We start from the raw sequence: 24,016 nt of genomic DNA on the forward strand, positions 1-24,016 counted from the left end.
GGGCCCGGCATACTGTCGGAGTCGGGCCCGGCTGCCCCTGCGCCGTCGTCGAGCGCCCGCTTCGAGGATATGAGGACGGCGGGGGCGGGTGGGGTTGCTCCGCGGAGCGGGGGGACGTCGCCGGGCCGGGCCGATCTCAACGCGGAAGCGACCGATCTCGGTGGAGGGGGCGGGTGTGATCAGGGGTGCTGGACGGCGAGGGTGACGTGTGTGTGTCCGGGGTAGGTCGGATCGGGGCGCGACCGCTGGAAGGTCACGGTCATGCCCAGGCGGGTGCAGGCATTGGCGATCCAGGACGACGCGATCAGCTGGGACTGCGGGATGCTGAGGTCCGTGTCCCAGTGAAGGGCCGGCTGACGGCGGCTCTCGAGCGCTGTGTGCTCCACCGGACGGACGACGGGCGAATCGGCGGCCCCGACAAGGGATGTGGCTGCACGTCGGACCTCTTGCGTCGAGATGATCAGAAGACCGCCCGGGGCCAGATGGTCGCCCGCCAGCTTGAGCACATTGCAGCGTTGAGCGGCGTCGAAGAGGGCGAGGCCGGCAGACGGGATGTGGATGGCTTTGAAGTCCTCGGGAAAGCAGAAGTTCCGCATGTCCGCCAGTCGCAGCTCGACGCGTGCGGCGACGTCGGCGCGCGCCGGTGTGGACGGGACGAGCCGCTCGGCCATGTTGGCCAGGTTCTCCGGATCGGTGTCCGCTGCGAGAACCCGGTGCTCGGCCGCCGCAAGCAGGAAGGGTGTGCGGGGCCTGCCGCAGCTGAACTCGAGGATGCGCTGCTCGTCCAGATTTGTCGGACAGGCCCGGGAGAGGACGTCGAGCACGCTTTCGATCTCGAAGTGGTCGCGTGCGGCGAAGGAGTGGGAACCTGTTGCGCTTGAGACCGGGCGCAGCGGTGCGGCGTCAATGACGGGGGAATTCCATGGGAACTTCAACAGCATGCTTCCGGGAGGGTGAGGAGAGGGTGCCGTGTGGGTGGAGTTCGTTTGGAGTGAACTCCACCCACACGGGCAGGGACCCTCAGGGATGGCCAGGGACCTTACAGGGATTTTCAGGGGCCTTCAGGGAGGCCAGGGACTTTTCAGGGAGACTCAGGGGCAGTTCAGGGAGGTTCAGGGACCAGGGACGCTCAGGGAAGTCAGGAACGCCCAGGGATTCTCGGGGATCAGGGACGGCTTATTAAATCAGTAACGGGGGAAGAACATTCTCCACGTGAAGAGCCAACGTGAACTTGAAGGGGAGGAGTGCATGAATACCGCCCTTGTTCTCTCGAGGAATCCTGACAGGGATAATCATGCACGGGCCGACAAGGGTGCACATCCTCCGATCGTCTCATCCGATCGGAGGAAGGTCAGACAAGTCCGTTGCGTAGGGCGTAGACGACCGCGCCGACCCGGTCCTGGACGCCGAGCTTGGCGATGATCGCGGAGACGTGCGTCTTGACGGTCGTCTCGCTCAGGTGCAGCCGGGTGGCGATCTGCCGGTTGGACAGCGCCTCGACCATGAGGACCAGCACCTCGGACTCCCGCGGGGACAGGGTGACGCCCGGCGGCAGGGCCTCCGAGGCGTCGGGAGAGGTGGCCGCGGGCGTGGTGGGTGCGGACCAGCCGCCGATAATGGCCGAGGAGGCCGGGGACAGGACGGTGTTACCGGCCGCGACATTGCGGATGGTGTCCGCCAGGGTCTCCACCCGGTCCTCCTTGGCAATGAAGCCGCGCACTCCCGCCGCCAGGGCGCGGTTGAGCACGCCGTCGGCCACGAAGGTCGTCAGAATGAGAATGGCGATGTCGGGCCTCTCCCTGTGAAGCATCTCCGCCAGGGTCATGCCGTCCAGGCGCGGCATCTGCACATCCAGGAGCAGGACCTGGATCTCCGGCGCCTCGGGCGAGCGCAGCAGGGCGAGAGTCTCCCGGCCGTCGCAGGCGGTCCAGACGACCCGGATGTCGTCGGTGGTGGCGAGGAGCTCGGTGAGGGTGCTGCGGACCAGGGCGTCGTCGTCGGCCAGGCCCACGCTGATCATGAGTCACCTCCGGGAAGAGGGGTCCGCGTGCTGGCGACCGGGACCGTGGCGGTCACGATCCAGGCGCCGTCGTCGGCCAGCGTGGTCAGCTCGCCCCCGATCGCCGTCAGGCGCTCGCGCATGCCGAGCACGCCTGAGCCGGAGTGCGGCAGGTCGCCCGGGGTCGTGCGGATCCGGTTGGTGGAGACCAGGCGTATGGCCTCGGGCCCCAGCCGCAGCGTCAGGGTCACGGGTGCGCTCGGCTCGGCGTGGCGGACGACATTGGCGCCCATCTCGCGCGCGACCCGGGACAGGGTGGAGGCCTGGGACCGCGTGGGGGAGGCGGTCCCGCGGCACTGGTAGGTGACGTCGAATCCGGAAGCGGCAATGTCGTCGCTCACGGCGCGCACCGCGGCCCCGAGGTCGGTGACGACGTGCCCGAGCCCGGTGGCGTGGGTGACGTCGAGGGCGAGCTCGGGGGCCGCCCGCCGCAGGGTGCGCAGCAGAAGGCGCAGCTCGTGAAGGGCGTCGGCGGCCGTCGTCTCCAGAGCGGCGAACTCCTGACGGGCGGCCTCCGGATAGGACGCGTCCGCGGCGGCGCGCTGGGCCCGCAGGGCCGTCTGGGACATGGAGTAGGCGATGAGGTCGTGCATCTCGCGCGAGATCTCCAGCCGCAGCTCCTCCAGGCGCTCCTCCGCGCGGCGGGCCTCAGCCAGGCGGGACTGCTCGCCTACCCGCACTATGGCACCCATGGGCACGAAAAGAAGTCCCATGGTGGCGTAAAATACCAGCCCCGCATAGTCGTCGAGGGTCATGGCGTCAGTAGCATTCCGTTGCAGGGATAGGAAGTTGGCGACGATAGCAGCGACGAACACCGCACCTGCATAGCCCATCGGGAGGAAGCGCCCCGCGAAGAAGAAAAAGGCGAGGTGGGTCAGCATCATGTCCGTGGCGTAGGTGCTCGGCAGGGCGAGCAGGAGGAACCAGCAGACGAGGTAGGCCGGTACGCCCCATGTGGGCCGCAGCGGGAGCAGAATGAGGATGACGAGCGCCGCGACCATAAAGGCGATGTCGATGGCGTGGAGAGGGCCGTGGATGCCGACAGTTCCGATGTTCAGCGCAATATTGGCGACGCCGACGAGGGCGCCGATTCCCACATTGATTGGGCGGTTGGTCAGGTGGGGGAGGCTGAGGCGCCAGCGGGGAGCAGGGGAGGAGAGCCCATGCAAGGTTGTGCTCATGGTGCCCTTAATCATAGGAAGTTGCTGTCACCTCGATACCATAGCAAGGGCACGCAAGGGGGAGTGGTAGCGACAAGCCGCGTCATCATCTACAGATCTCCTGCTCGCTGGAGGCGCTGCAGGCTCAGCCAGCCCACGGGGATGGGGGCCCAGAAGGTGACCAGGCGGTAGACGATCGCGGCCGACAGCGCCACCCCGCTCGGGATGCCGGCGGTCACGAGCCCGGCCGTCAGCGCGATCTCAACCGGACCGATACCGCCCGGCGACGGGACCACCGAGCCGACCGTATTGGAGGCCAGGTAGGTGATGGCCAGGACCGAGAAGGGGAGCGTGTAGCCGAAGGCCCACAGGCTCGCGCTGAAGGAGAGGACATAGCTCAGGCTCAGCAGGAAGGTGCCGCCCACGCCCAGCGCCAGGCGCAGCGGGTTCGACATGATCCACACCAGACGCGGCCACACCTGGCGGTAGGTCGGCTCGACCTTCCCCCACACCCAGGTGCGCACCCGCGGTATGAACAGTGCCGAGCCGATGACCGCCACCAGCATGACAGCGCCCAGAACGAGCCAGACCGAGGGCAGGGTCAGGCCGGTGGACTGCCCGGTCATCGCCGCCAGGACAATGAGCAGCACAATCGTCACCAGGAACTGGACGACCTGGACGAGCGCGACGGTGGCGACGGAGATGGGAGTGGGCACGCCCTTGCGGTTCAGGAACCGCAGGTTGAGAGCGGCGCCGCCGACGCCGGCGGGGGCCACCAGGGCGACCACCGAGCCGGCCAGATGCACCTCGGTGGATCTCCACACGCTCAGGCGCACCGGGCTGAAGGCGACCAGGGCGAGTGCCGCGCCGATGTAGGTCGCCAGGGAGAAGGCGAGCGCCGCGAGGATCCACCACACATTGGCCGTGGCCACGGCGGCGCTGATCTGCTCGAAGTTCAGGCGCGCCAGCAGCGTCCACAGGGCCACAAGGCCGACGATCGCCATGATCACGGTCCGCGGGGAGAACCGGGCGAGCCTGGCCGGCTCGGCGTGGGCCGTGGGGGTCAGGTCCACCAGGGCGTCGCGCAGCTCCTGGAGGAGGCGGCCGCGCCGCCCCAGGGCGTCGCGGGTGGACGCGGGCAGGACGACGCGCTGAAGCATCGGCGCGATGGAGGCGAGCTGCGGGGTGGTCAGCGAGCGGGAGGCGGCGGCGATGGCCCGGTCGACGCCGACGACGGAGGCCGTCAGGGCGAGGGCCTGGGCCAGGTCCATGCGGCGCGACAGCTCGGAGGAGATCGTCTCGCCGGAGTCCCAGTCCAGGAGCCAGACGCGGCTGGCGGAGTCGACGACCACGGTGGAGGAGTCGATGGCGCGGTGGGCCAGGCCCGCGGCGTGAGCCCGGCCCAGCTGGTCCCACAGCTGGCCCAGGATGTCATTGGAGACCGAGCCGAGGGAGCCCAGGGCGCGGGCGCCGACGACGTGATCGGTCACCAGCAGAACGGACTCATCGGCCTCGGCCATGCCGAACGGCGCGGGCGTGCGCACATGGGCGCGCCGGGCCTCCAGGGCCATGAGCGCGGCGTGCTCGGCCGCGGAGCGCACCGACAGGCCCTGCTCGGAGGACAGCCCCTTAATGCGGATGCGGTCCCACAGGGTGGAGATGAAGCCCGCCACCTGGCGGTCAGTGTCGAGAACGGTGACGTCGTAGCGGGTGCCGTTGGCGTCCCATACGGCATAGAGCCGATGCACCGAGGGCCGGCCCTCGGTCAGCGCCTCCGAGGACGCCTCGGCCAGGACCGCCGTTGGATCGACAGCGTCGGCCCTCACGATTGTTGCCGTCTCCTCCGGGAGCAGCGCGGCCGCCGGCTCGTCGGATCCGGCGGACTCGTCCGGCTCGTCGAGGTGCTCGAACAGGTTGGGCGAGGAGTCCGCCCAGCCGTCGTCGAGCTTGGGCATGGTGGCCGGCATGGTCAGCGGGTTCTCCCGCACCTGCTCGGTGTAGCCCAGCGGAGTATCGGTCTCGATCGTCCAGGCGCTCGCCTCGGGGGCCGGGTCCATGCGCACCACCCGCACGGCGTCGATGCTGGCGCGGCGCAGGGCCCGCACGAGCGCGACGCCGTGGGCGCGCCGGTCCTCCACGCCGAAGGCATAGCGGACCACCAGGCCCGGCAGGCGGCCCAGCAGCACGGACAGGACCGCGCCGGGCAGGGTCAGCGCGCCGCGCAGGACCGCCAGTCCGACAATGATCCACACGGCGGTCCAGCCGTAGCGCACCGTCTGGGAGGTGCGTCGCTCGCCTGCCCCGGTGAGCAGGCCCGACAGGATGGCGAAGACCGTGGAGATGCCGACCTGGGCGGTGCCCGAGGCGGTGACCGTCAGCCCGGCGACAATGGTGGTGGGGCCCCAGGTGGCCACGACGACGAGAGCCGCCCAGGACAGGATAAAGCCGCCCATGGCGCCCAGGAGGGCCTCCCCGGTGGTGCGCCAGGAGCGGCGCAGGAGGTTGGACAGGATGACGGCCACGGGTACCGCGAAGGTCGCCAGGCCCTCGATGGTCTGCAGGGGGAAGACGAGGATCTGGCGCAGGACGACGGCGAGGGCGTTGCGCACGTCGAGGGTGACCGCGGTGGTCGTCGCGTGCGCGTAGGCGGCCAGGATGAACATGGAGGCGGCGCCGACGGTGGTCATGGCGAGGTCGAGCAGATCCTCGGTGCGGCGCAGGCGGTGGGGCGCAGCGTCCACCAGGAGGGTGGATGAGCGCGGAGAGGGCGTGGCCTGCGGGGCCGGTCGCTTGGGGGCGGAGGCGAGGCCGATCCGGGGGATGCCGACGGGCGAGGTCACCGGCGCCGAAGGTATCGTGGCGGCGGCGTCCTGCGAGCCTGGAGACAGATCGGATGTCATGCTACGAGTCTAAGGGTGGTTTCATGGGCTCCGCCTCACTCGCGGGTATGACCTCAGTGGAGTGAGGTATAAGTAGAGGAGCGGCTTCAAGGACAGGGGTGCGGGGAGGGTACGTGCAGTATAGACCCTTGAGGCCTTCAAGCAGATGTTACCACTGTCGCATACGGTTCATGGATGCGAGCGCGCATAGTGTCTGCTCGCGTCTGCGCGGGCCGGTGAGGGGCCTGGGCCGCTGTTCCCGCTCGAGGCCCGCGCCGGACTCCCTGGCGCGACGGGCCGGCGGCCGTATGAGGAGAAATCTCTCACAGGGGCGGCAGTGGGGGTGCGACGCCGGCTCCGCAGGGCGGGCAGGGGCGGGCGGACCGTGCGCCCCCTTCGCCGAGATCGGTCGATCTCGGCGAAAGCGGGCGGAGGGGGACGGCGGTGCGAGGAGCGGGTGGGGCGGACGGTGGTCCTGGGCGTATCGGCAGTGGCACGATGGGGGTGCACGGCGCCTCCGGCGCGGGTGGGACACCGCTCCGCGCGCCTCACGCACCGCCCCGGAACCCGACCGCCTCAGCGAAAGCCCCGCCGCCGCTCACGACCGCAGTGAGAGGTCCTCGCCGGTGAATAGGAAGAAAATATGGTTGAGATCTGTCGCAGGTGCGCAGTGCTGGCGCTGATGGTGATCGTTGTTGTTGGAGGTCTCGGCGGGGGTCCGGCGGCTCGCGCCGAGGATGAGGGCGGCGCTGGTGAGGACATCAAGGCCGGCAGCTTCAATATCCTGACATATCGTGACAAGAACAACGTGTCGCCGACGTCGTGGCACGCGCCCGACAACCGGTCCAAAATGATACCAGAGATCATCAGGGACAACGATTGGGACGTCGTCGGCCTTCAAGAGGTGGGGACCGCCTTCGCGCGCGACGACGGTTCCATGACGCCCAGCCAGATCGAGGACCTGAGGGACTCCGCGAACTTGTCAGCATATGATTTCGCGGCGACCGACAGGGAGGGCTGCAACTTCTCCTTGTGGGACGCGAAGCCGAAGAACTGGACGCAGCCGATCGCCTACAAGCGGGACAAGTTCGAGCCGGTCGCGCAGGGGTGCTTCGTGATGTCCGAGACGCCGAACGACTTTTCTGCGTCGAGCTTCGGGTGGCCGCGCAACGTTGCGAGCTGGCTCAGGCTGAGGAGCAGGGCCACAGGCGAGGAGTTCTACATGTTCAATGCGCATGTGGCCGCTAATATAGGTCCGATGGGCGGGGGCGGGAAGAAAGTATCGCAGAAGAGGTATCGCAACCATCAGGTCGACCAGGCGAGGGCTCTTCTCTCGCAGATCAGGAGCATTAACGCCGAGCGGCTTCCCATGATACTGACCGGAGACTTCAACTCGACCCTCGAGACGACCCCGGTATCGGCGGCGAAGACGGTTGTCGATTCGGGGATGTTCGTTGACGCGTACAGCAGCGCGGAGACGGTCCTGGCGGACGGGGGGACCTGGAATGGGCTGGTTGAAGGCGATAAGCACGACAAGATAGACCATATTTTTGTGGGGGACGAGATCGCCCCCACCGTCTCGAGCTACGCCGTCGTTCCGACGATGAGGAAGGACGCCGACGGGACACTGCACTTTGCCTCCGACCACAACGCCGTTTCGGCGCAGGTCATTCTTCGGTGGCCGCAACCATCGGCTCCCGATCCGCAGGGAGCCGACCAGGGGCCGGCCGTCGTCGTGCCCTCGGGCGCAGCAGGCGGGTACGCGCACGGCTGGTTGGGCGCCATCAGCCTGATCGGCGCCCTGGCCGTGGTTGCACAGGTCTTATTCGTGAAGAAGTCGGTGGGAAAGGGGCGACATCAACGATAGTCCCCAGAGCTCGGGGACGGTCCGCGCCCGGGCGAGGTGTAGCTGTCACAGCTCCTCCGCCCAGGTGCCGGCGGACCTCTGGACCGCGTCCATGACGTTGAGGGTCCTGGTCATGGTCTCGGCGCCGGACGGGACCGATCTCGGTGCGGAAGTGAACCGATCTCGGCGAAGGGGGCGGGGACGGGCGAGCTCGGCCCGATCAGCGGGTGCGCGGGGCTACGCACCGGCCCGGCGCAGGCGCAGGGAGTTGGTCACCACGATGACGCTGGAGGTCGCCATGGCGGCCCCGGCGATCATCGGGTTGAGCAGCCCGGCGGCCGCCAGCGGGATCGCCGCCACGTTGTAGGCGAAGGCCCAGAACAGGTTCTGCCTGATCGTGCGCAGCGTCGCCCGGCTAATGCGGATCGCCGCGACCACCGCGTCCAGGTCGGCGCGCACGAGCGTGATGTCGGCGGCCTCGATGGCCACGTCCGTGCCCGAGCCCATCGCGAAGCCCAGGCCGCGGGTGCCCGCCTGTGCCAGGGCCGCCGCGTCGTTGACGCCGTCGCCGACCATGCCGACAACGTGCCCGCGCTCCTGCAGCTCGGCGACGACGTCGCGCTTGCCGCCCGGCAGGACGTCGGCGCGCACGTCCTCGGCCGCGATCCCGACCTCCGCGGCCACGTGCGCCGCAGCACGGGCATTGTCCCCGGTCAGCAGGATCGGCCGCACCCCCAGCGCCCGCAGCTCGGCGACGGCGGCGCGCGAGCTCGGGCGCACCGTGTCGCGCACCGCCAGCACGGCGACTGCGGCCGGGGTCGCGCCGGTGCTGCCGCCTCGGTCGGCGCCGTCCTCGACGGCTCCGTTCTCGCCGGCCCCGCCGGGGCGCGGGGCGGCCGCGAGCACGACGGCGGTGGCGCCGGAGGCCTGGGAGGCCGCCACGGCGTCGTCCAGCACCTCGGGGATCGCTATGCCGCGCTCGGCGATCCAGGCCGGACGGCCGACGGCGACCTCGCGGCCCTCCACGCGCCCGGTCACGCCCCGGCCCTCGTGGTTGGCGAAGTCCTCCACGCGGGGCAGCGGGGTGCCCGTCCCGGCGTCGGCCCGGGCGGCCTCGGCGGTGCTGTCGGCGTCGGCGCCGGCGTCCGTCCCTCCGGCCCGGGCCCCGGCGTCGGCCCGGGCGGCCCGCGTAATGGCGGCGGCCACCGGGTGCTCGCTGGCCGCCTCGAGCGCGCCCGCCAGGCGCAACGCCTCGGAGCGGGTGGCGCCGCCCGCCACCGTGACGGCGCCGTCGTCGTCCGCCTCCAGGCTCATGCGGCCCTGAGTGAGCGTGCCGGTCTTGTCCAGCACGATCGTGTCCAGGGCGCGGGTGGACTCCAGCACCTCGGGGCCCTTGATGACGACGCCGAGCCGGGCCGCGCGCCCCGAGCCCACCAGCAGGGCGGTGGGCGTGGCCAGGCCCAGCGCGCACGGGCAGGCGATGACGAGCACGGCGACGGCCGCCGTGAGCGCGGGCTGCGGCGGGTAGCCGAGTCCGAGCCACACGGCGAAGGTCGCGGCCGACACGATGAGGACGGCGGGCACGAACACGCCCGAGATGCGGTCGGCCAGGCGCTGCACCGGGGCCTTGCCCGCCTGGGCGGCCGTGACCATCGCCCCGATACGGGCCAGGGTCGTGCCCGCCCCGACGGCGGTGGCCCGCACCAGCAGCGATCCGGAGGTGTTGACGCACCCGCCGGTGACGACGTCGCCGACCCCGACCTCCACGGGCACCGACTCGCCGGTGAGCATGGAGGCGTCCACGGCCGAGCGGCCCTCGACGACCACGCCGTCGGTGGCGATCTTCTCCCCGGGCCGCACGGCCAGCAGGTCGCCCGCCGCCAGGGCGTCGGCGCTCACGCGCTCCTCGGTGCGGGTGGCGTCGGGCAGGGGGGCGCCGTCGTCGTCCAGGACATCGACCGCGTCGGTGGAGCCCGACGGCGAGGCCAGGCGCACCCGGGTGGCCTCCTTGGCACCGAGCTCGAGAAGGGCGCGCAGGGCGTCGCCGGAGCGGTACCTGGCGCGGGCCTCGGCGTAGCGGCCGGCCAGGAGGAAGGTGGTGACCCAGGCGGCCGACTCGAAGTACATGTGGGCCGCCTGGCCCTGGTGGCGCGGCATGAGCTCCATGGTCATGCGCATGCCGACCTCGCCTGCGCCGCCCCAGATGAGCGCCCACAGGCTCCAAGCGGTGGCGGCGATGACGCCCAGGGACACGAGCGTGTCCATGGTGAAGGCGCCGTGGCGCAGGGCGCGGGCGGCGGCCCGGTGGAAGGGCCAGGCGCCCCAGGTCGCCACCGGCAGCGCCATGAGGGCGACGGTCCACTGCCAGCCGGGCAGTTGGAGGGCCGGGATCATGGAGATCACCATGACGGGGACGGACAGGACGAGGCTGTAGACCAGGCGCAGCCGCAGCTCCGCGGCCCGGGCGGCCTGGGAGGCGCCGATGCGCGGGGGCGCGGGGGCTGCGGGCGCGGGGACCGCCTGGGGCGTCGGGGTTGTGGCCCGGGCGGGGGCCTGCGCGGCATCGGGCTCGCCGGGGGCCGGTGCGGCTCTGAGCCCGCCGGGCGCCGCGGCGGGGGCGGGGCCGGCCTTGAGCCGGGCCGTGTAGCCGGCGCGGGCGACGGCGGCGATGAGCTCCTCGTCGGTGACCTCGGCGGGCGCGGTGACGCGGGCGGACTCGGTGGCGAGGTTGACCGAGGCGCTCACGCCGTCGAGCTTGGAGAGCTTCTTCTCCACGCGCGCCACGCACGACGCGCAGGTCATGCCCCCCACCGCCAGGTCGACGGTGCGCGGGCCGGCCGCGTCGGCGGCGCCCGTCGTCGGGGCCTCGGAGTCGGCGCCGGCGCCGGCGTCGGGCCGGGCTGCGGCGCCGGGGCCGGGGCCGGGCCGGGCGGGCGTGTCGCTTGATTCAGCCGGGACGGGCGCGCGGCGGGCGATGACGGTGGCCGTGTAGCCGGCGCGGGCGACGGCGGCGATGAGCTCCTCGTCGGAGACCGGCGCGGCGAGCTCGATGCGGGCGGAGTCGGTGGCGAGGTTGACCGAGGCGCTCACGCCGTCGAGCTTGGAGAGCTTCTTCTCCACGCGCGCCACGCACGACGCGCAGGTCATGCCCCCCACCGCCAGGTCGACGGTGCCCGCGGGGGCGGTGGCGATGTCGGTGAGCAGCGGTCCGCTGGACTGGCTCATGGTGGATCGAACTCCTGGACTCGGGTGCTGGGCCCGGGCGCACCCGGGCAGGGGGACGGGCCGGTCGCGGCGCGTGCTGCGCGCGTCCCGGCCCGTCGTCGGGTCGTTGGGCGAGGCGGGTGCTGGCTGGGGTCAGGCCACGTCGCGTTCGACGGCGTCGAGGCTGTAGTCGCCGGCCTCATCGATGGCCTCGGCCAGGGCGGCGTCGTCCAGGACGACGTCGGAGACCACGGTGGCCACCGACTGGCCGCCCTTGCTCAGGACGACGGAGACGTTCTTGACGCCGTCAAGGGCCTTGAGCTCCTCGGTGACGTGGGCGACGCAGTGGTCGCAGGTCAGGCCCGAGAGCTTGAGGGTGGTGGTGCGGTCGGTGCCGTCGGCGGTGAACTCGGACATGGTTGTGCTCCTTGGGTTGTGCGTTCAGGACCGCACGAGGCGGGCGATCGCGTCGGAGGCCTCGCGGATCTTGGCCTGGCCCTCGGCGTCGGAAGACTGGGCGGCGTGAATGACGCAGTGGCTCATGTGGTCCTCGAGCAGGCCGAGGCTGACGGCCTGGAGGGCCTTGGTGGCCGCGGCGACCTGGGTGAGGACGTCGATGCAGTACGTGTCCTGCTCGACCATGCGGGAGATGCCGCGAATCTGGCCCTCAATGCGGCGCAGCCGCTTGAGGTAGTCGTCCTTGGTGCCCGTGTAGCCGGCCATCCGCGTCTCACTTCCTCCCCGGCTTCTGCCCGATACGTCGAGGTGCCCGTAACGATACCCTTAGGGGGTAGGGGTGTCAATGAGGTGGCCGGGCGGCGTCGTGTGTCGGTTCGGCGACCGGGCGGGGGCCGGGCGGCGGTGCGTGTTGACTCGGCCGTGGTTGAGGTCGGGACGTGCGGCCCGAGCCGGGGTCGGGATCGGCCGTATGGCCCGGATTGAGGCCGAGGCGTGCGACGCGACGGTCCGGCAGGGCCGGTTCCCGAGCGGTTGCGCCTGGTGGTGGCGGGCTTGCGGCCCCAGTGGCTCCCGCGGGCGCGATCGCTGAGGGTCACGTCCGACAACGGGCCTGCGGCTTGTTCTGCGAGGCGCGGTTCGGATGGTGTGGCGCGGCACCTGCACATGGGAGAGAAGGGCTTCGTCGGAGTGGGTGCTGGCTTTCCGCATGGTCCTGCGGTTCTTCAGTTCCCGTCAAGACGAGCTGACGCGTTCCCATGTGCGCATTAGGGGGTCTGTGCACATGGGAGTACGACAACCTATCTTGACGGTGATATAGAAACCCCGAGATTCCGGGGAAAAGTCGGTCCTGCGTCATTGAGGCCCCGCTCTCCCATGTGCAGCTCTCCGCCCCGCCCCGGAATCGTCGGCCCCGATCCTGTGATGCGACTGCCAGACGGGCGGCGCACAGTCGAAAATCTTGTCCTGTGGTCAATCGACGGTACCGACGAGGGGTGTGATCGCGCCGTCATCGGGCCGACGCGCCCCCCAACCCTGAGGCACTCGGCGTCGCCGACCTTCGAGCTGGACCGGTCTCGGCGAAGGCGACAGCGGGGGTTGCGAGGGGTTGCGGGCGGGCCTGCCGTCTGTCATCGGCCCGGGGTCATTCATGCGGGTCGGTGATCACGAGGGACGTCCTGCCTCCGGGGGTCCCTTGCGGTCATGGGGCTCTGGTTTGAACGCGGGGGCTCTGACAGCGGGCAGGGGACCTGCTGCCCGGCACCGGCTTATCAGAGCCTGTCGAGACCCTGGGGCTCCTTGAGGTGGCCTTCTCCTAGCCGAGAAGCGACCGCCTGCGCATTTTCGCGGCGACCAGCACGGTTGCACTCGCCGAGAATCTGCGCGACGTCGCGGTTCTGTGATGCGGGCGGAGCGCAGTGCGGTGCTGAGAGCGCGTGGGAGCGTCACCTTGCGGGGGCGCTGGTGCCTGTTGGGTGCTTCGAACCGATCTCGGTGCGGAAGTGAGCCGATCTTGGTGAAGGGGGCGGGTGGGGAGGCTCGGGGGTGGGGGGCTGGGCGGGGTGGGCGTGAGATCCTGGTGCTATGAGCGTATCGACTGATCGCGAGGATGTTGACACCTGGGCTCCCGTCGGGTGGGTGCCTGGTGACCCGGGCTTCGACGAGGCGCCTTTCGGGTCTGTGCTCGGTGACCCTCTTATGGGTTCGCCGTTGTTCGATGTCGCGGTGCTCGATGATCCCTTTGAGCATCGGCTGGAGGACCGGAAGACTGTGCGTGGGGGCCGGGCGGCATCGGCCGAGGGCGCCCAGTCCGATCCGGCTGCGGTGCTGCGTGCTCGGGTCGAGGAGCGGGTGCGGGCCATGCGGCGCGGAGTCCCGCAGAGTCAGCAGGCGGCTCCGCGGTCTTCGGGGTACGGGCGCGCCCCTGGGGCAGGGCTGGGCGCTGCTGCGAGCGGGCAGCGCCCTCGGGGCGCGCGGCAGCCTGTGCGGCCTGCGCGCATGTCCGCGCCGGTGCCCGCGCCGGTGCCGCAGTCGTCCTACGGCCGACGGCCGGGGCCGCCCGGCGGGTACGGCGGCGGATACGGCGGCCGCCCTGGTCAACCGATGGGCTACGGCGGCGGGCCCGGAGGCCCGATGGGCTACGGCGGCGGGCCCGGAGGCCCGATGGGCTACGGCGGCGCACCGGGAGCGCCTGGACAGCCGGCCGGGTCCGGCCTGCCGGCACCCATGGCCGTTAACCCGTACGCGCCCCCTGGGGTCGACGGCCGCCCCGGCCGGGCTCGTCCCCCTCAGTCTGTCGGACGCGGCCGGAACAAGGGGGTCGGCCCCTACGTCGGGTGGATCATCTTCTTCCTGTTCCTCGTTATCTGGCACATCGTCAGGTGAGTCCCAGTGGCCTCAGGGTCGGAGAATGATGCTCTTCGGCCCCGGCACTCCGGTGAGGAGAGCCTGACAGGGGAGCCGAAGATGGTGGAGACCCGTTCGGCGGGGCCGTGGTCGCGCGGCAGGGCGCTGCTGATGCTGAAGCGGATTCTGTGGTGGGCCGGTCTGGTGCTGCTGCTCCCCGGTCCGGCAGCGCTCTATAACGAAGATGCGATTTACGGCTTCTTTGCGTCTCTTCCGCCGCGGCTCGATACGTCGACGGGGGATGTGGATCGTTTTCTATTGATGTTGACGCTCACAGAGGAGCGTATTCTGGCCACGCTTGTCGCAGGCTTTGTGTGCTGGGCGCTCTGCGCTGTCCTCGGCTTCGTCGTCTTTCTGCGCGAGTCTGACCGTCCGGCGCCGCGGCGCAGCGCGTGGCGCGTTGTGAGGCGGCTGACTATTGTGATCGTATCGACTGTCTTCCTTCTGGCCGGCGCCTTGGTCGGACTGCTGTGCAACATCGGGATAGATCTGTACTACAACCCGATCCCCTGACGACCTGCGGCACGGGACCCGGCTTCTTGCTCGGGTCCCGCCCCGCCTCCTCGGCGTGAATGCTATCGGTGCGGCAGTGAGAGGAATGCTGCATAGGCGCGCGCGAGCACCTCTGCCTCCTGCTCGGAGGGGAGGCGCTTCGCGTGCGCTGCGTCTAAGAGTTTTTTCAGGGTGCAGCCAATATTTTTGAGTCCCAAGGCGTCGATGCCGTCGGCAACCTTCTTAAAGGCTGTCACGACATTGTCTGCGCGTGACCCGAAGCGCTCACGGTAGAAGCGCCCGATACGATGGGTCTCGCTCTGCTTGAACACGTCGCGCATCGCATTCGTCAGTGCGTTGCTTGAGGGATTGTGTATCATATTTCGGGCGATAAGCCAGGCGTCCGCATCGGCGAGCACATCCTCGTATCCGAAGCCTTTTCCGTCGTGCATGCCTCCGAGATGCTTCTCAAGCCAGGCGGCAAGGTCGGAGCTGTCGGCCTCTCGCTCATATGCACCCCAGATTTGCAGTAGGTCGAGCGGCCAGCCTCCCAGGTCCCCCAGCCCGTACTCTTTGTTGTCCTCCTCGATGCCCCACTCCAAGCAGCCCACCGCCGTGGCCGCCATGTGCGCGATATCGCGATTCGGAATCAGTCCCTTGATCGCCGGCTGCTTCTTGCAGACGCCATTGCATATCTGTCGTGCTGACTCAAGCTCTGAGGGACTGGGAATCTCCGGGGTGTAAAGGCGCCAAAGACCGCCGTACTTGTCTCCCCAGTACTCGGGCTTCCTGAGCCACTCGAGAATGAATTCGCCGATGAATCCTCGGCAGGCCCTTATGGGATGTGATGCCTTGCCCAGGCTCTCCAGGCACTCGCGCTCCGTCTTCTTCGACCACGCAAGCAGAGGATCCTCCTCCGGTTTCGCGGGGTCGGGGTCCGGATAAGGTGTTGCCGATGATGAGGACAGAACGCTGCTGCAGGCCGCAACTCGACCTGCGTGGGCGACGCAGTCAAGATCCCATTTTCCTGCGTAGCCGCTGATCTCGGCGAACTGGTCGTAGTTCCAGTCGGCGGGGATCGGGTAGCCTAGGTTTCCCGAGAACCCGGATGACATGTCTGAGACGAAGCTCGATATGGTGTACCCGTGTTTCGCGATCTTGCTGCAGGTATTACGCGAGGCGTATACTCCCACCCCGTAGCCGCCGCCCAGGTTCTCCTTGATCACTCTGAAGTACGGCTCGATGACCTGGTCGATCTGGTACTCGTATACGTCCATGTCGACGGCGAAGTAGATCACCGTCGGCGGGATTCCCAGACGGTGCGCGGCCGCCTGGGCCTCGCGGGCGTGGCGCGCTCCATTCTCGAACGTGAAGTCGGACAGCTGGCGAGAGTTCTCCTGGAAGATCGGAAAATATTTCAGTCCACCCCCGGTGATGCGCTCGAGCTCGCCGGGACGAATCGCCTTGAAATAGTCCCCGGGCTGTTTCGACGCCTGATCCGGCTCGGTGAGATAGCGTCCCACGATCTGGTACTTACTCGTCTTCAGGTGCGCGAGGAGCCCACTGGTGATCTAGAAACGGGTGTCGCACGCGTCACAGGGGCGATCCGGATCGCCTTTTGACGTCATCAGGCTCATCCACGTGGTCGGGTCGATCTTACCGTTGCGAGGGAGGGCGTAGTCTTTCTGGAACTGATCGAGGCCGGCGTCGGTCGCCCCGTGCCACTCCTGGGTGATCCGGACGGGGTATCCGTTGCAGACGAGCAGGACTGAGGCGAGCCACACCCACTTCGGGTAGGTGGGGGCGTTCGCGGCATCGATCTCCACGAGCTTGGATCGGGTGCCGAGGCCGAAATTGCCCGTGGCCTTGTCCGGACTATAGCCCTCGACTGCCTGCAGTGTTTTAATGAGTGCCGTGTTCATCTCCCGTCCGTACAGGCCGTCCGTCGGGATGATCCCCACGTATGCGCGGTATTCCCGGTTGAGCTTCTGCTGGGTACTGCGAATGCTCGGAATGCCGCCGTAACGCGCTAGCAGCACGAACTGATCCATAGACAGGAGGGCTCTCATAATATCTACGGTGACGGTGGAGTCGCCGCCGATACCCATGTCCGCCTTGAGGCCGCGGATCGCATTACCCGTACCGGCATAGAAATGAGTGGTGATACTGCTCCCTGTGGAGTACCCCTTGCACCACAACGCTCCTTGGATAATGCCGTATACATTTGAGGTGGTCTTGTCCCCTGCTTCTGCTGCTGGATTCCGGACGGCCAGCGAGACTGAAAGCGCGACTGGGTGCCAGGGCCGAAGTTGTCCGCCGTCGCGGTGATGCCCAGTTCTATCTGAAGCGCGCGGGTCAGGGCGTGGATGGTGCCCCATCCGGTCTCCCCGTCCTCCTTGATGGTGTTGAATCCGGTTTTATTGCGGTATGCGCGATTCAGCCACTGCTGAGTCTGCAGAACCATTTGGTCACTCATGGCGCCTTCCTGGCCGGACGCTGTTCACGAACGGGAGTCACGCCCTCACTCGGAGTAGGGGCGGGACGCTTCCGAATCCATTGTCCACCGGTCGCCGCCGTATCGGAAAGTTCTCAACCGGGGGCAGCTGGCGGAGGCGGGTGCTTCCCCTGCTTCTTGGCGAGTGGTGTGCCGGTGGGGCGGATGGCGCACCGGGCGAACCCGAGGCGGCGTTGGAGAGCTGATGGAGGCTCGGCGGTGGGCGCCCGCCGAGCTCTCTGGACCGATCTCGAACCGGAAGTGAACCGATCTCGGCGCGGAACTGGACCGATCCCGGTAAGTGGGCGGCGGGGCCCGGGCGGACCTGGAATCGGGCCGACGCCCGGACGCGCCACGGCTACGGTGATCCGCCGGACCCGAGCCCCGCCCCGGAGGGCCGACGCCCAGGCGCGCCCGCGCGCCGCACCTACAGGGTGGGGCGGTAGCGGAGATCGACGCGCTGTCACTGGACGCCTGCGCGCCGCACCTACGGGGTGGGGGCCCGGCCGGAGGGCGCGCACCTGAGGGCGGGGGCGTAGCCGTGCCTGAAGGCCCACACGACGATCTCGAGGCGGGACCGCGTTTTCGTCTTGGTGAACAGCACGGAGACGTGCGACTTGACCGTGGCCTCGGAGATGGACAGCTGCGAGGCGATCCTCCGGTTGGAGGCACCCTCGCACAGCATGTGGAGGACGTCGCGCTCCCGGTTGGACAGGGCGACGCTGCCGTCCTCGGCGTGTGCGGAGGCCAGCACGTAGTCGATCAGGCGCGCGGTCGACATCGGGGCGACGACCTTCGCCCCGGAGTGCACGGTGCGGACCGCAGAGAGGATCTCCTCAGCGGGCGTGCTCTTGAGCAGGAAGCCGCTGGCGCCCGCGCTCAGGCCCGTGATGAGGCTGTCGTCGGTGTCGACGGTGGTCAGCAGGATGACGCCGGTGCTGGGGGAGACCCGCAGCACCTCCCGCGCTATCTGCGCGCCGTCCATGGTCTCCATGTGGATGTCGGTGATGAAGACGTCCACCCGGTTCGACTCGAGGAACTTCAGCAGCTGGTCTGCCCGACGGGTCGCGAGCAGGATCCGGATGTCCTCCGCCTGGGCGAAGTAGGACTCCAGGCAGGACAGCGCCATCGCGTCGTCGTCGAGGAGAGCGACGCCGATGTGTTCGGGACCAAGGGAAGTCAGGGGACTCATACGTCTCCTCGTGAGGTAACCGGCACGAGCCGCGGTCGCAGGCGTCCGCGGCGTCTGGGAGGTAACGATAATATTACGATTCAGAGCATCTGGGCACTACGGCTTGACGGTGTTGAGCGGGTGTGGATTGGGTGGTGCCACCGGGTGTCGTGCCCGGCCTCGATCGGCCCGACGTCGTCGCAGACGTGCTCGAAGCGCTGGTCTTATAGGTGCCACCTCAAGCCCGTGGTTGAACTCATAGGTTCGGGTGTATCCGACATTCTTCCTCCCGGGGTGCGTCGAAGGAATGAGCGGGGCCTTCAACCGGACGGTGCGCGCCCCTCCGAAAAGAGACGCCACAGTATCCCGATGACCGGTTTGCACGTCCGCGACGCCGGTGCAGACTCTTCCCAACAACAGCGCGTCCCTGACGATGCGCTTGCCCTGTTCTCATCTCGGAAGGCCGATCCGTGTACCGATCCGCGCTCAAGGAGCCAATCGCTCCTTCGCTGGCCCGTGCGGCGTCTCTTGAGTCGCCGGTCGGCCTGGTCTCCCGCACCGCGGAGCTGGCCCAGGCCCCCGGGGAGCCGGCCTTCTCGATCTGGACCGGCTTCCTCGGCGACCTCTCCGCGCCGCTGCGCTCGCAGACCACCTGGAACCACCGGGTCGAGTCCGGCAACATCGACGGCGCCGGCGGCGCCATCGACGCCGACCTCGCCAGGCACATCGCGATCGTGGAGTCCCTGGAGCGCTACTCCTCGTGCTCGTGGGAGGCCGAGGAGCTGATCTGGGACACCCCGGCCGGCCTCGGCGACGCCGCCATCGGACCGGAGCGCTGGCCCGCATGCTCGCCCACGGAGCTGGCCGACCCGCAGTGCGGGCTCATCCCCTCCGACCCCAGGATCCCGCTGCGCTGGGTGCGGGGCTGGTCCCTGACCCGGGGCCGCGAGGTCTTCGTGCCGGCCGTCCTGGTCTACCTCAAGTTCCCGGTGCGCAGCCCGTCGGAGCGCTTCATCAACATGGTCTCCACCGGCACGACCGCCCACTCCGACCTGCGCGAGGCCGTCCTCGGCGGCCTGCTGGAGGTCGTCGAGCGCGACGCCATCGCCCTGACCTGGCTGCAGAGGCTGCGCCTGCCCGAGGTCGTGGTGGACCCCGCCGACCTCGACCCCGAGGTCGCCGAGTACCACCGGGTCGGCACCTCCACCGAGCTGACGGTCCACCTGCGCGAAGCCACCACCGACTACGGCATTCCGATCCTCTACGCCGTCCAGACCTCCGAGGTCGACACCGAGCTGGCCCAGGTGGTGGCGGCCACCTGCGACCTCGACCCGCAGCGGGCCCTGGCCAAGATCTACCGCGAGCTCGTCTCGCTGCGCATCGCCCTGCGCAGCCACGCCCGCAGCCCGCGAGCCAAGGAGGTCACCGGCCAGGACATGACGGTGGTCGGCGGCGCCCTGGCCGACGCCGCCCCCTCCATGCGCCACGTCTTCGACTTCCTCCTGGAGGGCCCCCGGCCCGCGCGCCGGCTGGCCGACGTCGGCCGCCCCGAGCTCCGCAGCACCCGCGGGCCGTCCGCCGGATCGGCCGCCGACCCGCTGGCCCGGGTCGTCTCCGCGCTGGAGCGGGCCGGGTCGGAGGCCGTCGTCGTCGATATCACCACCGACGAGGCCCGCCAGGTCGGGATGCACGTGGTCAAGGCCCTCGTCCCCGAGGCCGTGCCCCTGTCCTTCAGCCACCACGCCCGCTACCTCGCCACCCCCCGCCTCTACGACGCTCCCCGCGCCATGGGCCTGACCGCCCACGACGAGGCCGGCATCAACCCCGTCCGCCAGCCCTTCGCCTGACCCGCACCCGCAGGAGACCCACATGAGCACCAGCACCGCCAGCACCGCCGCGCAGCGGCCGGTGACGGCCTATCTGCCGCAGGGGCGCTTCGGGCACGCCGTCGTCGAGCGCCTCGTCGGGCCGCAGGACGCCGTCCTGCCCGTCGATCACGGCCTGGTCTACGCCTCGGTCCCGTACGCCGACCGGCTCGTCATGGTCGCCGACGCCGACCGGACCGCCCTGCGCGAGGCCCTGGACGAGGTGTCCTTCACCCGCTCCGTGCCCTCCCTGGGCCTGGAGCTGACCCCCACCGAGCTGCGCTGCGGGCCCCTGGTCGTGCCCGGCCGCACGGCCTGCTACAGCTGCTGCGCCAGGCGCCGCCGGCAGCACGGCTACCGCCCGCTTCCCGACGACGTCGAGCCGCTGCCCCAGGGCTACGCCCGCCACCACGTGGTCATCGCCGCCGGGCTGGTGGCGCTCGCCCTGAGTACTCTGGCCGCCCCGGCGGCCGGGGCCGGGAGCGGCGGAGCCGACAACGACAGTGAGCTCGGCGGCCAGGTGTGGACGGTCGACCTCGTGTCCGGCCTGACCTCTCTGGCCCGGACCGTGGCCACTGACCGCTGCCGGACCTGCTCCGGGCGCTACGCGGCCCGGCGCGACGGCGTGCCCGCGCTCGCCGCGCTCCTGCCGGAGAGGGTGATCTGAGTGGCCACCGACACCGGTACGCGCGCCGCCGGCGCCGCGGCCCAGGCCGCCGAGCCGAGTTCCGCGGCCCCCGCGGCCCAGGGGATGAGGGCCGCCGACGTGGGCCGCGCCGCCCGCCAGGACCTCCAGTTCCGCATCCCCCGCAGGCCCGTGGTCCGGCGCGGGGTGCGCATGCGCCGCGAGGACGACACCTGGGTGCTCGACGGCGGGCGCAAGAGCCAGGTCCTGGGCGGGGCCTTCGCCCGCGACCACCTGGGCGCCCTGCTGGAGGCCTGCGACGGCAGCCGCACGCTCGACCAGATCGGCGAGACCACGGGCATCGGCCCGAACGGCGCCTTCGAGGCCGTCTCCCTGCTGTGGACCGGCGGCATCGTCGAGGAGGGCGACACCGACCCGCTTCCCGACCCGCAGCCCGCCCCGGAGCTGGCCTGCCTGCTGTCGCGCCTGGGCGACTCCACCGGCGTCAACGACTCCTGGCAGGACGCCGCCCGCCGCCTGTCGGCCGCCCGGGTGGCGGTGATGGGCGACGCCGACCTGGCCGGCGAGCTCGTCGGGGCCCTGGACCCCACGCTGGGGGCCCGCGCGGCCGGTGCCGAGGAGGGCGACACCCTCGCCGTCGTCGTCGAGACTGCCGGCTCCGGAGCGGCGCGCGGCGCGGCTGAGCGCTGCTGGGCCCTCGGCGTCCCCCTGCTGCGGGTGCGGGCCGAGCACGAGGCGGTGACGGTCGGCCCGTACATCGACCCGAGCTTCTCGCCCTGCCTGGAGTGCGCCACCGCCGGTGAGCCCGGAGCGGGGACGACGCCGGGGCCGAGCCGCCGCGACCTTGCCGTCGGCCTGGCGGCCCGGGCGGTGGCCGCGCTCATCGCCCGCGCCACCACCACCCACCTGCCGGGCGACTCCCGCCGCATCGACCTGGAGACCTTCACCCACACCGACCATCCGGTGACCACCCGCCCGGGCTGCCCCGTCTGCTCGGTGGCGGGCCGGCCGGGGGCGCCGGACGGGGCCCGTGAGCTGGACGGGGCCGAGGAGCCGGGCGGTGGCCACGAGTCGGGCGGCTCTGCAGGGGCGGCCGAGCCGCCGGTGCCGGTCGCGCCCACCGCCCCGGTCGGGGCCCGCTACGAGCAGGCCGTGGCCATCCCGCCGGCCGCCTTCGTGGACTCCAAGGGGCACCAGCAGCACTACAAGCCCTCCAACCTGCGCCTTCAGCGCGAGTTCCGCGACTGGCCCACATGCCCGCGCACGCCGCTGCCAGACGCCGACCTGGAGCGCCTGGAGAGGCCGTGGCCGGTCGGGGCCGGGCGGGGGGCGAGTGCCGCCATGCCGGGCTCGAACGGGTCCGACGGCGGCGCGGGCGCACCGGCCGGCGCCGCGGGCCGGGGCGGCGATCCGGGCGCGTCAGCGGAGAGCACGGCCCCGGGCCTGTCCACCGGGCGGCCGACGCTCGCCGAGCTCGCCACCGTGCTGGCCCTGGCGGTCGGCGTGCGCGAGCCGCTGCGCCCGCAGCCGCAGGGCGCAGACCCCTCTGCCGACGCCCCGAAGCTGCGCCGGTGGACGGCGGCCGGCGGCAATATCGGCTCGGTCACCGCCTACGTCCTCGTGCCCGGCGGCGCCCCCGCCGCTGCCGGCGTCGGCTCCGACACCGGGCTTGCCGCCGGAGCCGGGGCCTCCGCCGAGACCGCCGGAGCCGGGCCCGCCGGGGCCACCGCCGCTGCCAGGCCCATCGGCTCCGCCGACGGCGCCGATACTGCCGCCGGAGCCGACCCGTCGGCGCCGCTCGCCCCGGGCGTCTACACATACATCGAGCGCGACCACGCCCTGGCCCGGGTGGCGCCGCCGCCCGAGGCGCCCGCGGTGCCCGACGGCGCGGGGGCGCGGCTCGTCCTGACCGGCAACGTGGACAAGCTCTCCAAGAAGTACATGTCCTTCGGCCTGCGGCTCGCGGTCCAGGACTGCGGGTGCTCCCTGGAGGTGGTCCGGCTCGTCGCCCGCTGCCTGGGCCTGCCCCTGCGGGCCCGCGCCCGCTGGGACGAGCGCGAGCTGGCCTCCGCCATCGGCACAGACCCGCGCCGCGAGCCGGTCGTCGCCGTCGTTGACCTGGGGGCCCCGGGAGACTCGCAGGTCCCGGCAGGCTCGGGAGACTCGGGAGGTCGCCGTGCGCACTGACTACATGATCCTGCGCGAGATCGTCGAGGGTTTCTCGGACCCGCAGGCCGCGCCGACCTCCGACGGCCTGGCCGCGCGGCGCCCGCGCCGGCCGCTGGCCTGCGAGCTCGCCGACGTCCCCGACCCGCGGGAGGGCGGGCCCCACCCGCACGGTTCCCCCGGCTACCCGCACGACCTGCGCCAGACCTTCGAGCGGCGCTCCTCGACCACCGACTACGCGCCCGAGCCCCTGGACGCCGCGCCTCTCCTGGCTGACGTACGGGCCGCCCTGGTCGAGGACGCCGAGGACTGGGGCGAGGACGCCGGCGTCGGCTCCCTGGAGCCCTTCGTCCTGCTGCTGCGGCCCCGCGGCGGGCGCCCGGGCGTCTACCGGGTGCGGCCCGACGGCGTCGATCTTCTGGGCGACCCGCCGAGCCCGGAGGAGATCGAGGGCATGACCGTGCAGAAGGAGTTCGCCCGTGCCGGGGCCATCGTCTCGGTGGCCGCCGACCTCGACCAGGCCGACGCGTGGGCCGGCGCCCACGGCTACCGCCACGCCATGACGCGCGCCGCCGCCGTCATCTACTCGGTGCACCTGCGCAGCGCGGCCCGCGGCCTGACCGGCACCGTCTTCGCGGGCCTGTCGCCCTCGGCCGTGCGCCACCTGCTCGACTCCGACGGGGTGAGCCGCCACCAGATGCTCGCCGTCACCATAGCCGCCCCGGCCGCCCCGGCCCGCGCCGCGCCGTCGCCCTGAGCCGGACGGCGGCCCCACAGACGCCCCGCGCCGCGGGGTGAGGGGCCCGGTCCGTGCAGAGGACCGGACCCCTCGATGAGGCCCACGGGCCTCGCTCCTGACCAGTGACACGAACCAGAAAGGAGGTGAACAGCATATGGCTAACATCGACCTCACACTCACCGACAGCGACTTCGGTGTGGAGGAGCTCCCCGAGGGCAACGCCCTGGGATGCGCCTTCTGCGGTGCGTGCGCGTCGTGCCCGTCCTGCGCGGCCTGCTCGTCGTGCCCGTCCTGCGCGGCCTGCTCCTCGTGCCCGTCCTGCGCCGCGTGCGCCTCGACGTCGTCCTGCTGACGCCGTCACGACGGCGGGCGGGGGGCGCCATGCCCTCCGCCCGCCGCCGCCCACGCCACCGCGAACCGACTTGAGGGAGTC

The 24,016-nt window shown here is 70.7% G+C and carries 17 protein-coding genes; 7 read left to right on the top strand and 10 right to left on the bottom strand.

Annotated features, from left to right (window positions below; genetic code table 11):
- Positions 1 to 179: 179 nt before the first annotated feature.
- From AIF0345_RS00495 to AIF0345_RS00510, 4 genes are all read right to left on the bottom strand, one after another.
- Positions 180 to 941 (bottom strand): SAM-dependent methyltransferase, encoded by a 762-nt coding sequence (locus AIF0345_RS00495; RefSeq protein WP_043564182.1) that lies wholly within the window; start codon positions 939 to 941, stop codon positions 180 to 182.
- A 410-nt stretch (positions 942 to 1,351) separates the two neighbouring features.
- A complete protein-coding gene (locus AIF0345_RS00500; protein WP_043564184.1) occupies positions 1,352 to 2,020 on the bottom strand; it encodes a response regulator transcription factor in 669 nt (222 codons plus the stop codon).
- Positions 2,017 to 3,240 (bottom strand): sensor histidine kinase, encoded by a 1,224-nt coding sequence (locus AIF0345_RS00505; RefSeq protein WP_285296815.1) that lies wholly within the window; start codon positions 3,238 to 3,240, stop codon positions 2,017 to 2,019. The genes AIF0345_RS00500 and AIF0345_RS00505 overlap by 4 nt, the downstream gene beginning before the upstream one ends.
- Positions 3,241 to 3,329: 89 nt before the next feature.
- The gene (locus tag AIF0345_RS00510; protein WP_268918523.1) at positions 3,330 to 6,119 is read right to left on the bottom strand and encodes a lysylphosphatidylglycerol synthase transmembrane domain-containing protein; all 2,790 of its coding nucleotides are present in this window, start codon (positions 6,117 to 6,119) and stop codon (positions 3,330 to 3,332) included.
- A 622-nt stretch (positions 6,120 to 6,741) separates the two neighbouring features.
- Here AIF0345_RS00510 and AIF0345_RS00515 point away from each other — a divergent pair.
- Positions 6,742 to 7,965: an endonuclease/exonuclease/phosphatase family protein gene (locus AIF0345_RS00515; protein ID WP_285296816.1), complete on the top strand. Its 1,224-nt coding sequence runs from the start codon at positions 6,742 to 6,744 to the stop codon at positions 7,963 to 7,965.
- 216 nt (positions 7,966 to 8,181) lie between these two features.
- On the opposite strand, the gene AIF0345_RS00520 is transcribed toward AIF0345_RS00515, so the two are convergent.
- From AIF0345_RS00520 to AIF0345_RS00530, 3 genes are all read right to left on the bottom strand, one after another.
- Positions 8,182 to 11,169, bottom strand: a complete 2,988-nt coding sequence (locus tag AIF0345_RS00520) for a heavy metal translocating P-type ATPase (RefSeq protein ID WP_285296817.1) — start codon at positions 11,167 to 11,169, stop codon at positions 8,182 to 8,184.
- A 132-nt stretch (positions 11,170 to 11,301) separates the two neighbouring features.
- Complete coding sequence (locus tag AIF0345_RS00525; RefSeq protein WP_043564190.1) at positions 11,302 to 11,565, bottom strand: heavy-metal-associated domain-containing protein; 264 nt, start codon at positions 11,563 to 11,565, stop codon at positions 11,302 to 11,304.
- Between the two features lie 24 nt (positions 11,566 to 11,589).
- Positions 11,590 to 11,871 carry a metal-sensitive transcriptional regulator gene (locus tag AIF0345_RS00530; protein ID WP_043564192.1) on the bottom strand — a complete coding sequence of 94 codons (282 nt, stop codon included), beginning with the start codon at positions 11,869 to 11,871 and terminating at the stop codon, positions 11,590 to 11,592.
- Positions 11,872 to 14,070: 2,199 nt separating this feature from the next.
- On the opposite strand from AIF0345_RS00530, the gene AIF0345_RS00535 reads away from it, so the two are divergent.
- Positions 14,071 to 14,523, top strand: a complete 453-nt coding sequence (locus AIF0345_RS00535) for a hypothetical protein (RefSeq protein WP_285296818.1) — start codon at positions 14,071 to 14,073, stop codon at positions 14,521 to 14,523.
- Between the two features lie 62 nt (positions 14,524 to 14,585).
- Here AIF0345_RS00535 and AIF0345_RS00540 read toward each other — a convergent pair whose 3' ends face one another.
- From AIF0345_RS00540 to AIF0345_RS00550, 3 genes are all read right to left on the bottom strand, one after another.
- On the bottom strand, positions 14,586 to 16,025 hold the full coding sequence (locus AIF0345_RS00540) for a glycoside hydrolase domain-containing protein (protein ID WP_285296819.1): 1,440 nt from the start codon (positions 16,023 to 16,025) through the stop codon (positions 14,586 to 14,588).
- Positions 16,026 to 16,073: 48 nt separating this feature from the next.
- A complete protein-coding gene (locus tag AIF0345_RS00545) occupies positions 16,074 to 16,610 on the bottom strand; it encodes a peptidoglycan-binding domain-containing protein (RefSeq protein ID WP_285296820.1) in 537 nt (178 codons plus the stop codon).
- An 873-nt stretch (positions 16,611 to 17,483) separates the two neighbouring features.
- Complete coding sequence (locus AIF0345_RS00550; protein WP_285296821.1) at positions 17,484 to 18,188, bottom strand: response regulator; 705 nt, start codon at positions 18,186 to 18,188, stop codon at positions 17,484 to 17,486.
- Between the two features lie 449 nt (positions 18,189 to 18,637).
- Between AIF0345_RS00550 and AIF0345_RS00555 the strand changes: the two genes are divergently transcribed.
- From AIF0345_RS00555 to AIF0345_RS00575, 5 genes are all read left to right on the top strand, one after another.
- Positions 18,638 to 20,014 carry a YcaO-like family protein gene (locus AIF0345_RS00555; RefSeq protein ID WP_285296822.1) on the top strand — a complete coding sequence of 459 codons (1,377 nt, stop codon included), beginning with the start codon at positions 18,638 to 18,640 and terminating at the stop codon, positions 20,012 to 20,014.
- A 22-nt stretch (positions 20,015 to 20,036) separates the two neighbouring features.
- Positions 20,037 to 20,699: a TOMM precursor leader peptide-binding protein gene (locus AIF0345_RS00560; RefSeq protein WP_285296823.1), complete on the top strand. Its 663-nt coding sequence runs from the start codon at positions 20,037 to 20,039 to the stop codon at positions 20,697 to 20,699.
- Complete coding sequence (locus tag AIF0345_RS00565; RefSeq protein WP_311136098.1) at positions 20,700 to 22,865, top strand: TOMM precursor leader peptide-binding protein; 2,166 nt, start codon at positions 20,700 to 20,702, stop codon at positions 22,863 to 22,865. It begins immediately after the preceding gene.
- Complete coding sequence (locus tag AIF0345_RS00570) at positions 22,855 to 23,601, top strand: hypothetical protein (RefSeq protein ID WP_285296824.1); 747 nt, start codon at positions 22,855 to 22,857, stop codon at positions 23,599 to 23,601. The genes AIF0345_RS00565 and AIF0345_RS00570 overlap by 11 nt, the downstream gene beginning before the upstream one ends.
- A gap of 210 nt (positions 23,602 to 23,811) precedes the next feature.
- Positions 23,812 to 24,009 carry a hypothetical protein gene (locus AIF0345_RS00575; RefSeq protein ID WP_268918766.1) on the top strand — a complete coding sequence of 66 codons (198 nt, stop codon included), beginning with the start codon at positions 23,812 to 23,814 and terminating at the stop codon, positions 24,007 to 24,009.
- Positions 24,010 to 24,016 lie beyond the last annotated feature (7 nt).

Source organism: Actinomyces israelii, from assembly GCF_030253495.1.
Taxonomy (GTDB): Bacteria; Actinomycetota; Actinomycetes; order Actinomycetales; family Actinomycetaceae; genus Actinomyces; species Actinomyces israelii.

Coding starts and splice junctions, on each gene's coding strand:
- AIF0345_RS00535 (WP_285296818.1), top strand. CDS start 14,071: ATGGTGGAGACCCGTTCGGCGGGGCCGTGGTCGCGCGGCAGGGCGCTG.
- AIF0345_RS00560 (WP_285296823.1), top strand. CDS start 20,037: ATGAGCACCAGCACCGCCAGCACCGCCGCGCAGCGGCCGGTGACGGCC.
- AIF0345_RS00550 (WP_285296821.1), bottom strand. CDS start 18,188: ATGAGTCCCCTGACTTCCCTTGGTCCCGAACACATCGGCGTCGCTCTC.
- AIF0345_RS00575 (WP_268918766.1), top strand. CDS start 23,812: ATGCGCCTTCTGCGGTGCGTGCGCGTCGTGCCCGTCCTGCGCGGCCTG.
- AIF0345_RS00545 (WP_285296820.1), bottom strand. CDS start 16,610: ATGGGTATCGGCGGCGACTCCACCGTCACCGTAGATATTATGAGAGCC.
- AIF0345_RS00530 (WP_043564192.1), bottom strand. CDS start 11,871: ATGGCCGGCTACACGGGCACCAAGGACGACTACCTCAAGCGGCTGCGC.
- AIF0345_RS00510 (WP_268918523.1), bottom strand. CDS start 6,119: ATGACATCCGATCTGTCTCCAGGCTCGCAGGACGCCGCCGCCACGATA.
- AIF0345_RS00500 (WP_043564184.1), bottom strand. CDS start 2,020: ATGATCAGCGTGGGCCTGGCCGACGACGACGCCCTGGTCCGCAGCACC.
- AIF0345_RS00495 (WP_043564182.1), bottom strand. CDS start 941: ATGCTGTTGAAGTTCCCATGGAATTCCCCCGTCATTGACGCCGCACCG.
- AIF0345_RS00520 (WP_285296817.1), bottom strand. CDS start 11,169: ATGAGCCAGTCCAGCGGACCGCTGCTCACCGACATCGCCACCGCCCCC.
- AIF0345_RS00515 (WP_285296816.1), top strand. CDS start 6,742: ATGGTTGAGATCTGTCGCAGGTGCGCAGTGCTGGCGCTGATGGTGATC.
- AIF0345_RS00525 (WP_043564190.1), bottom strand. CDS start 11,565: ATGTCCGAGTTCACCGCCGACGGCACCGACCGCACCACCACCCTCAAG.
- AIF0345_RS00505 (WP_285296815.1), bottom strand. CDS start 3,240: ATGAGCACAACCTTGCATGGGCTCTCCTCCCCTGCTCCCCGCTGGCGC.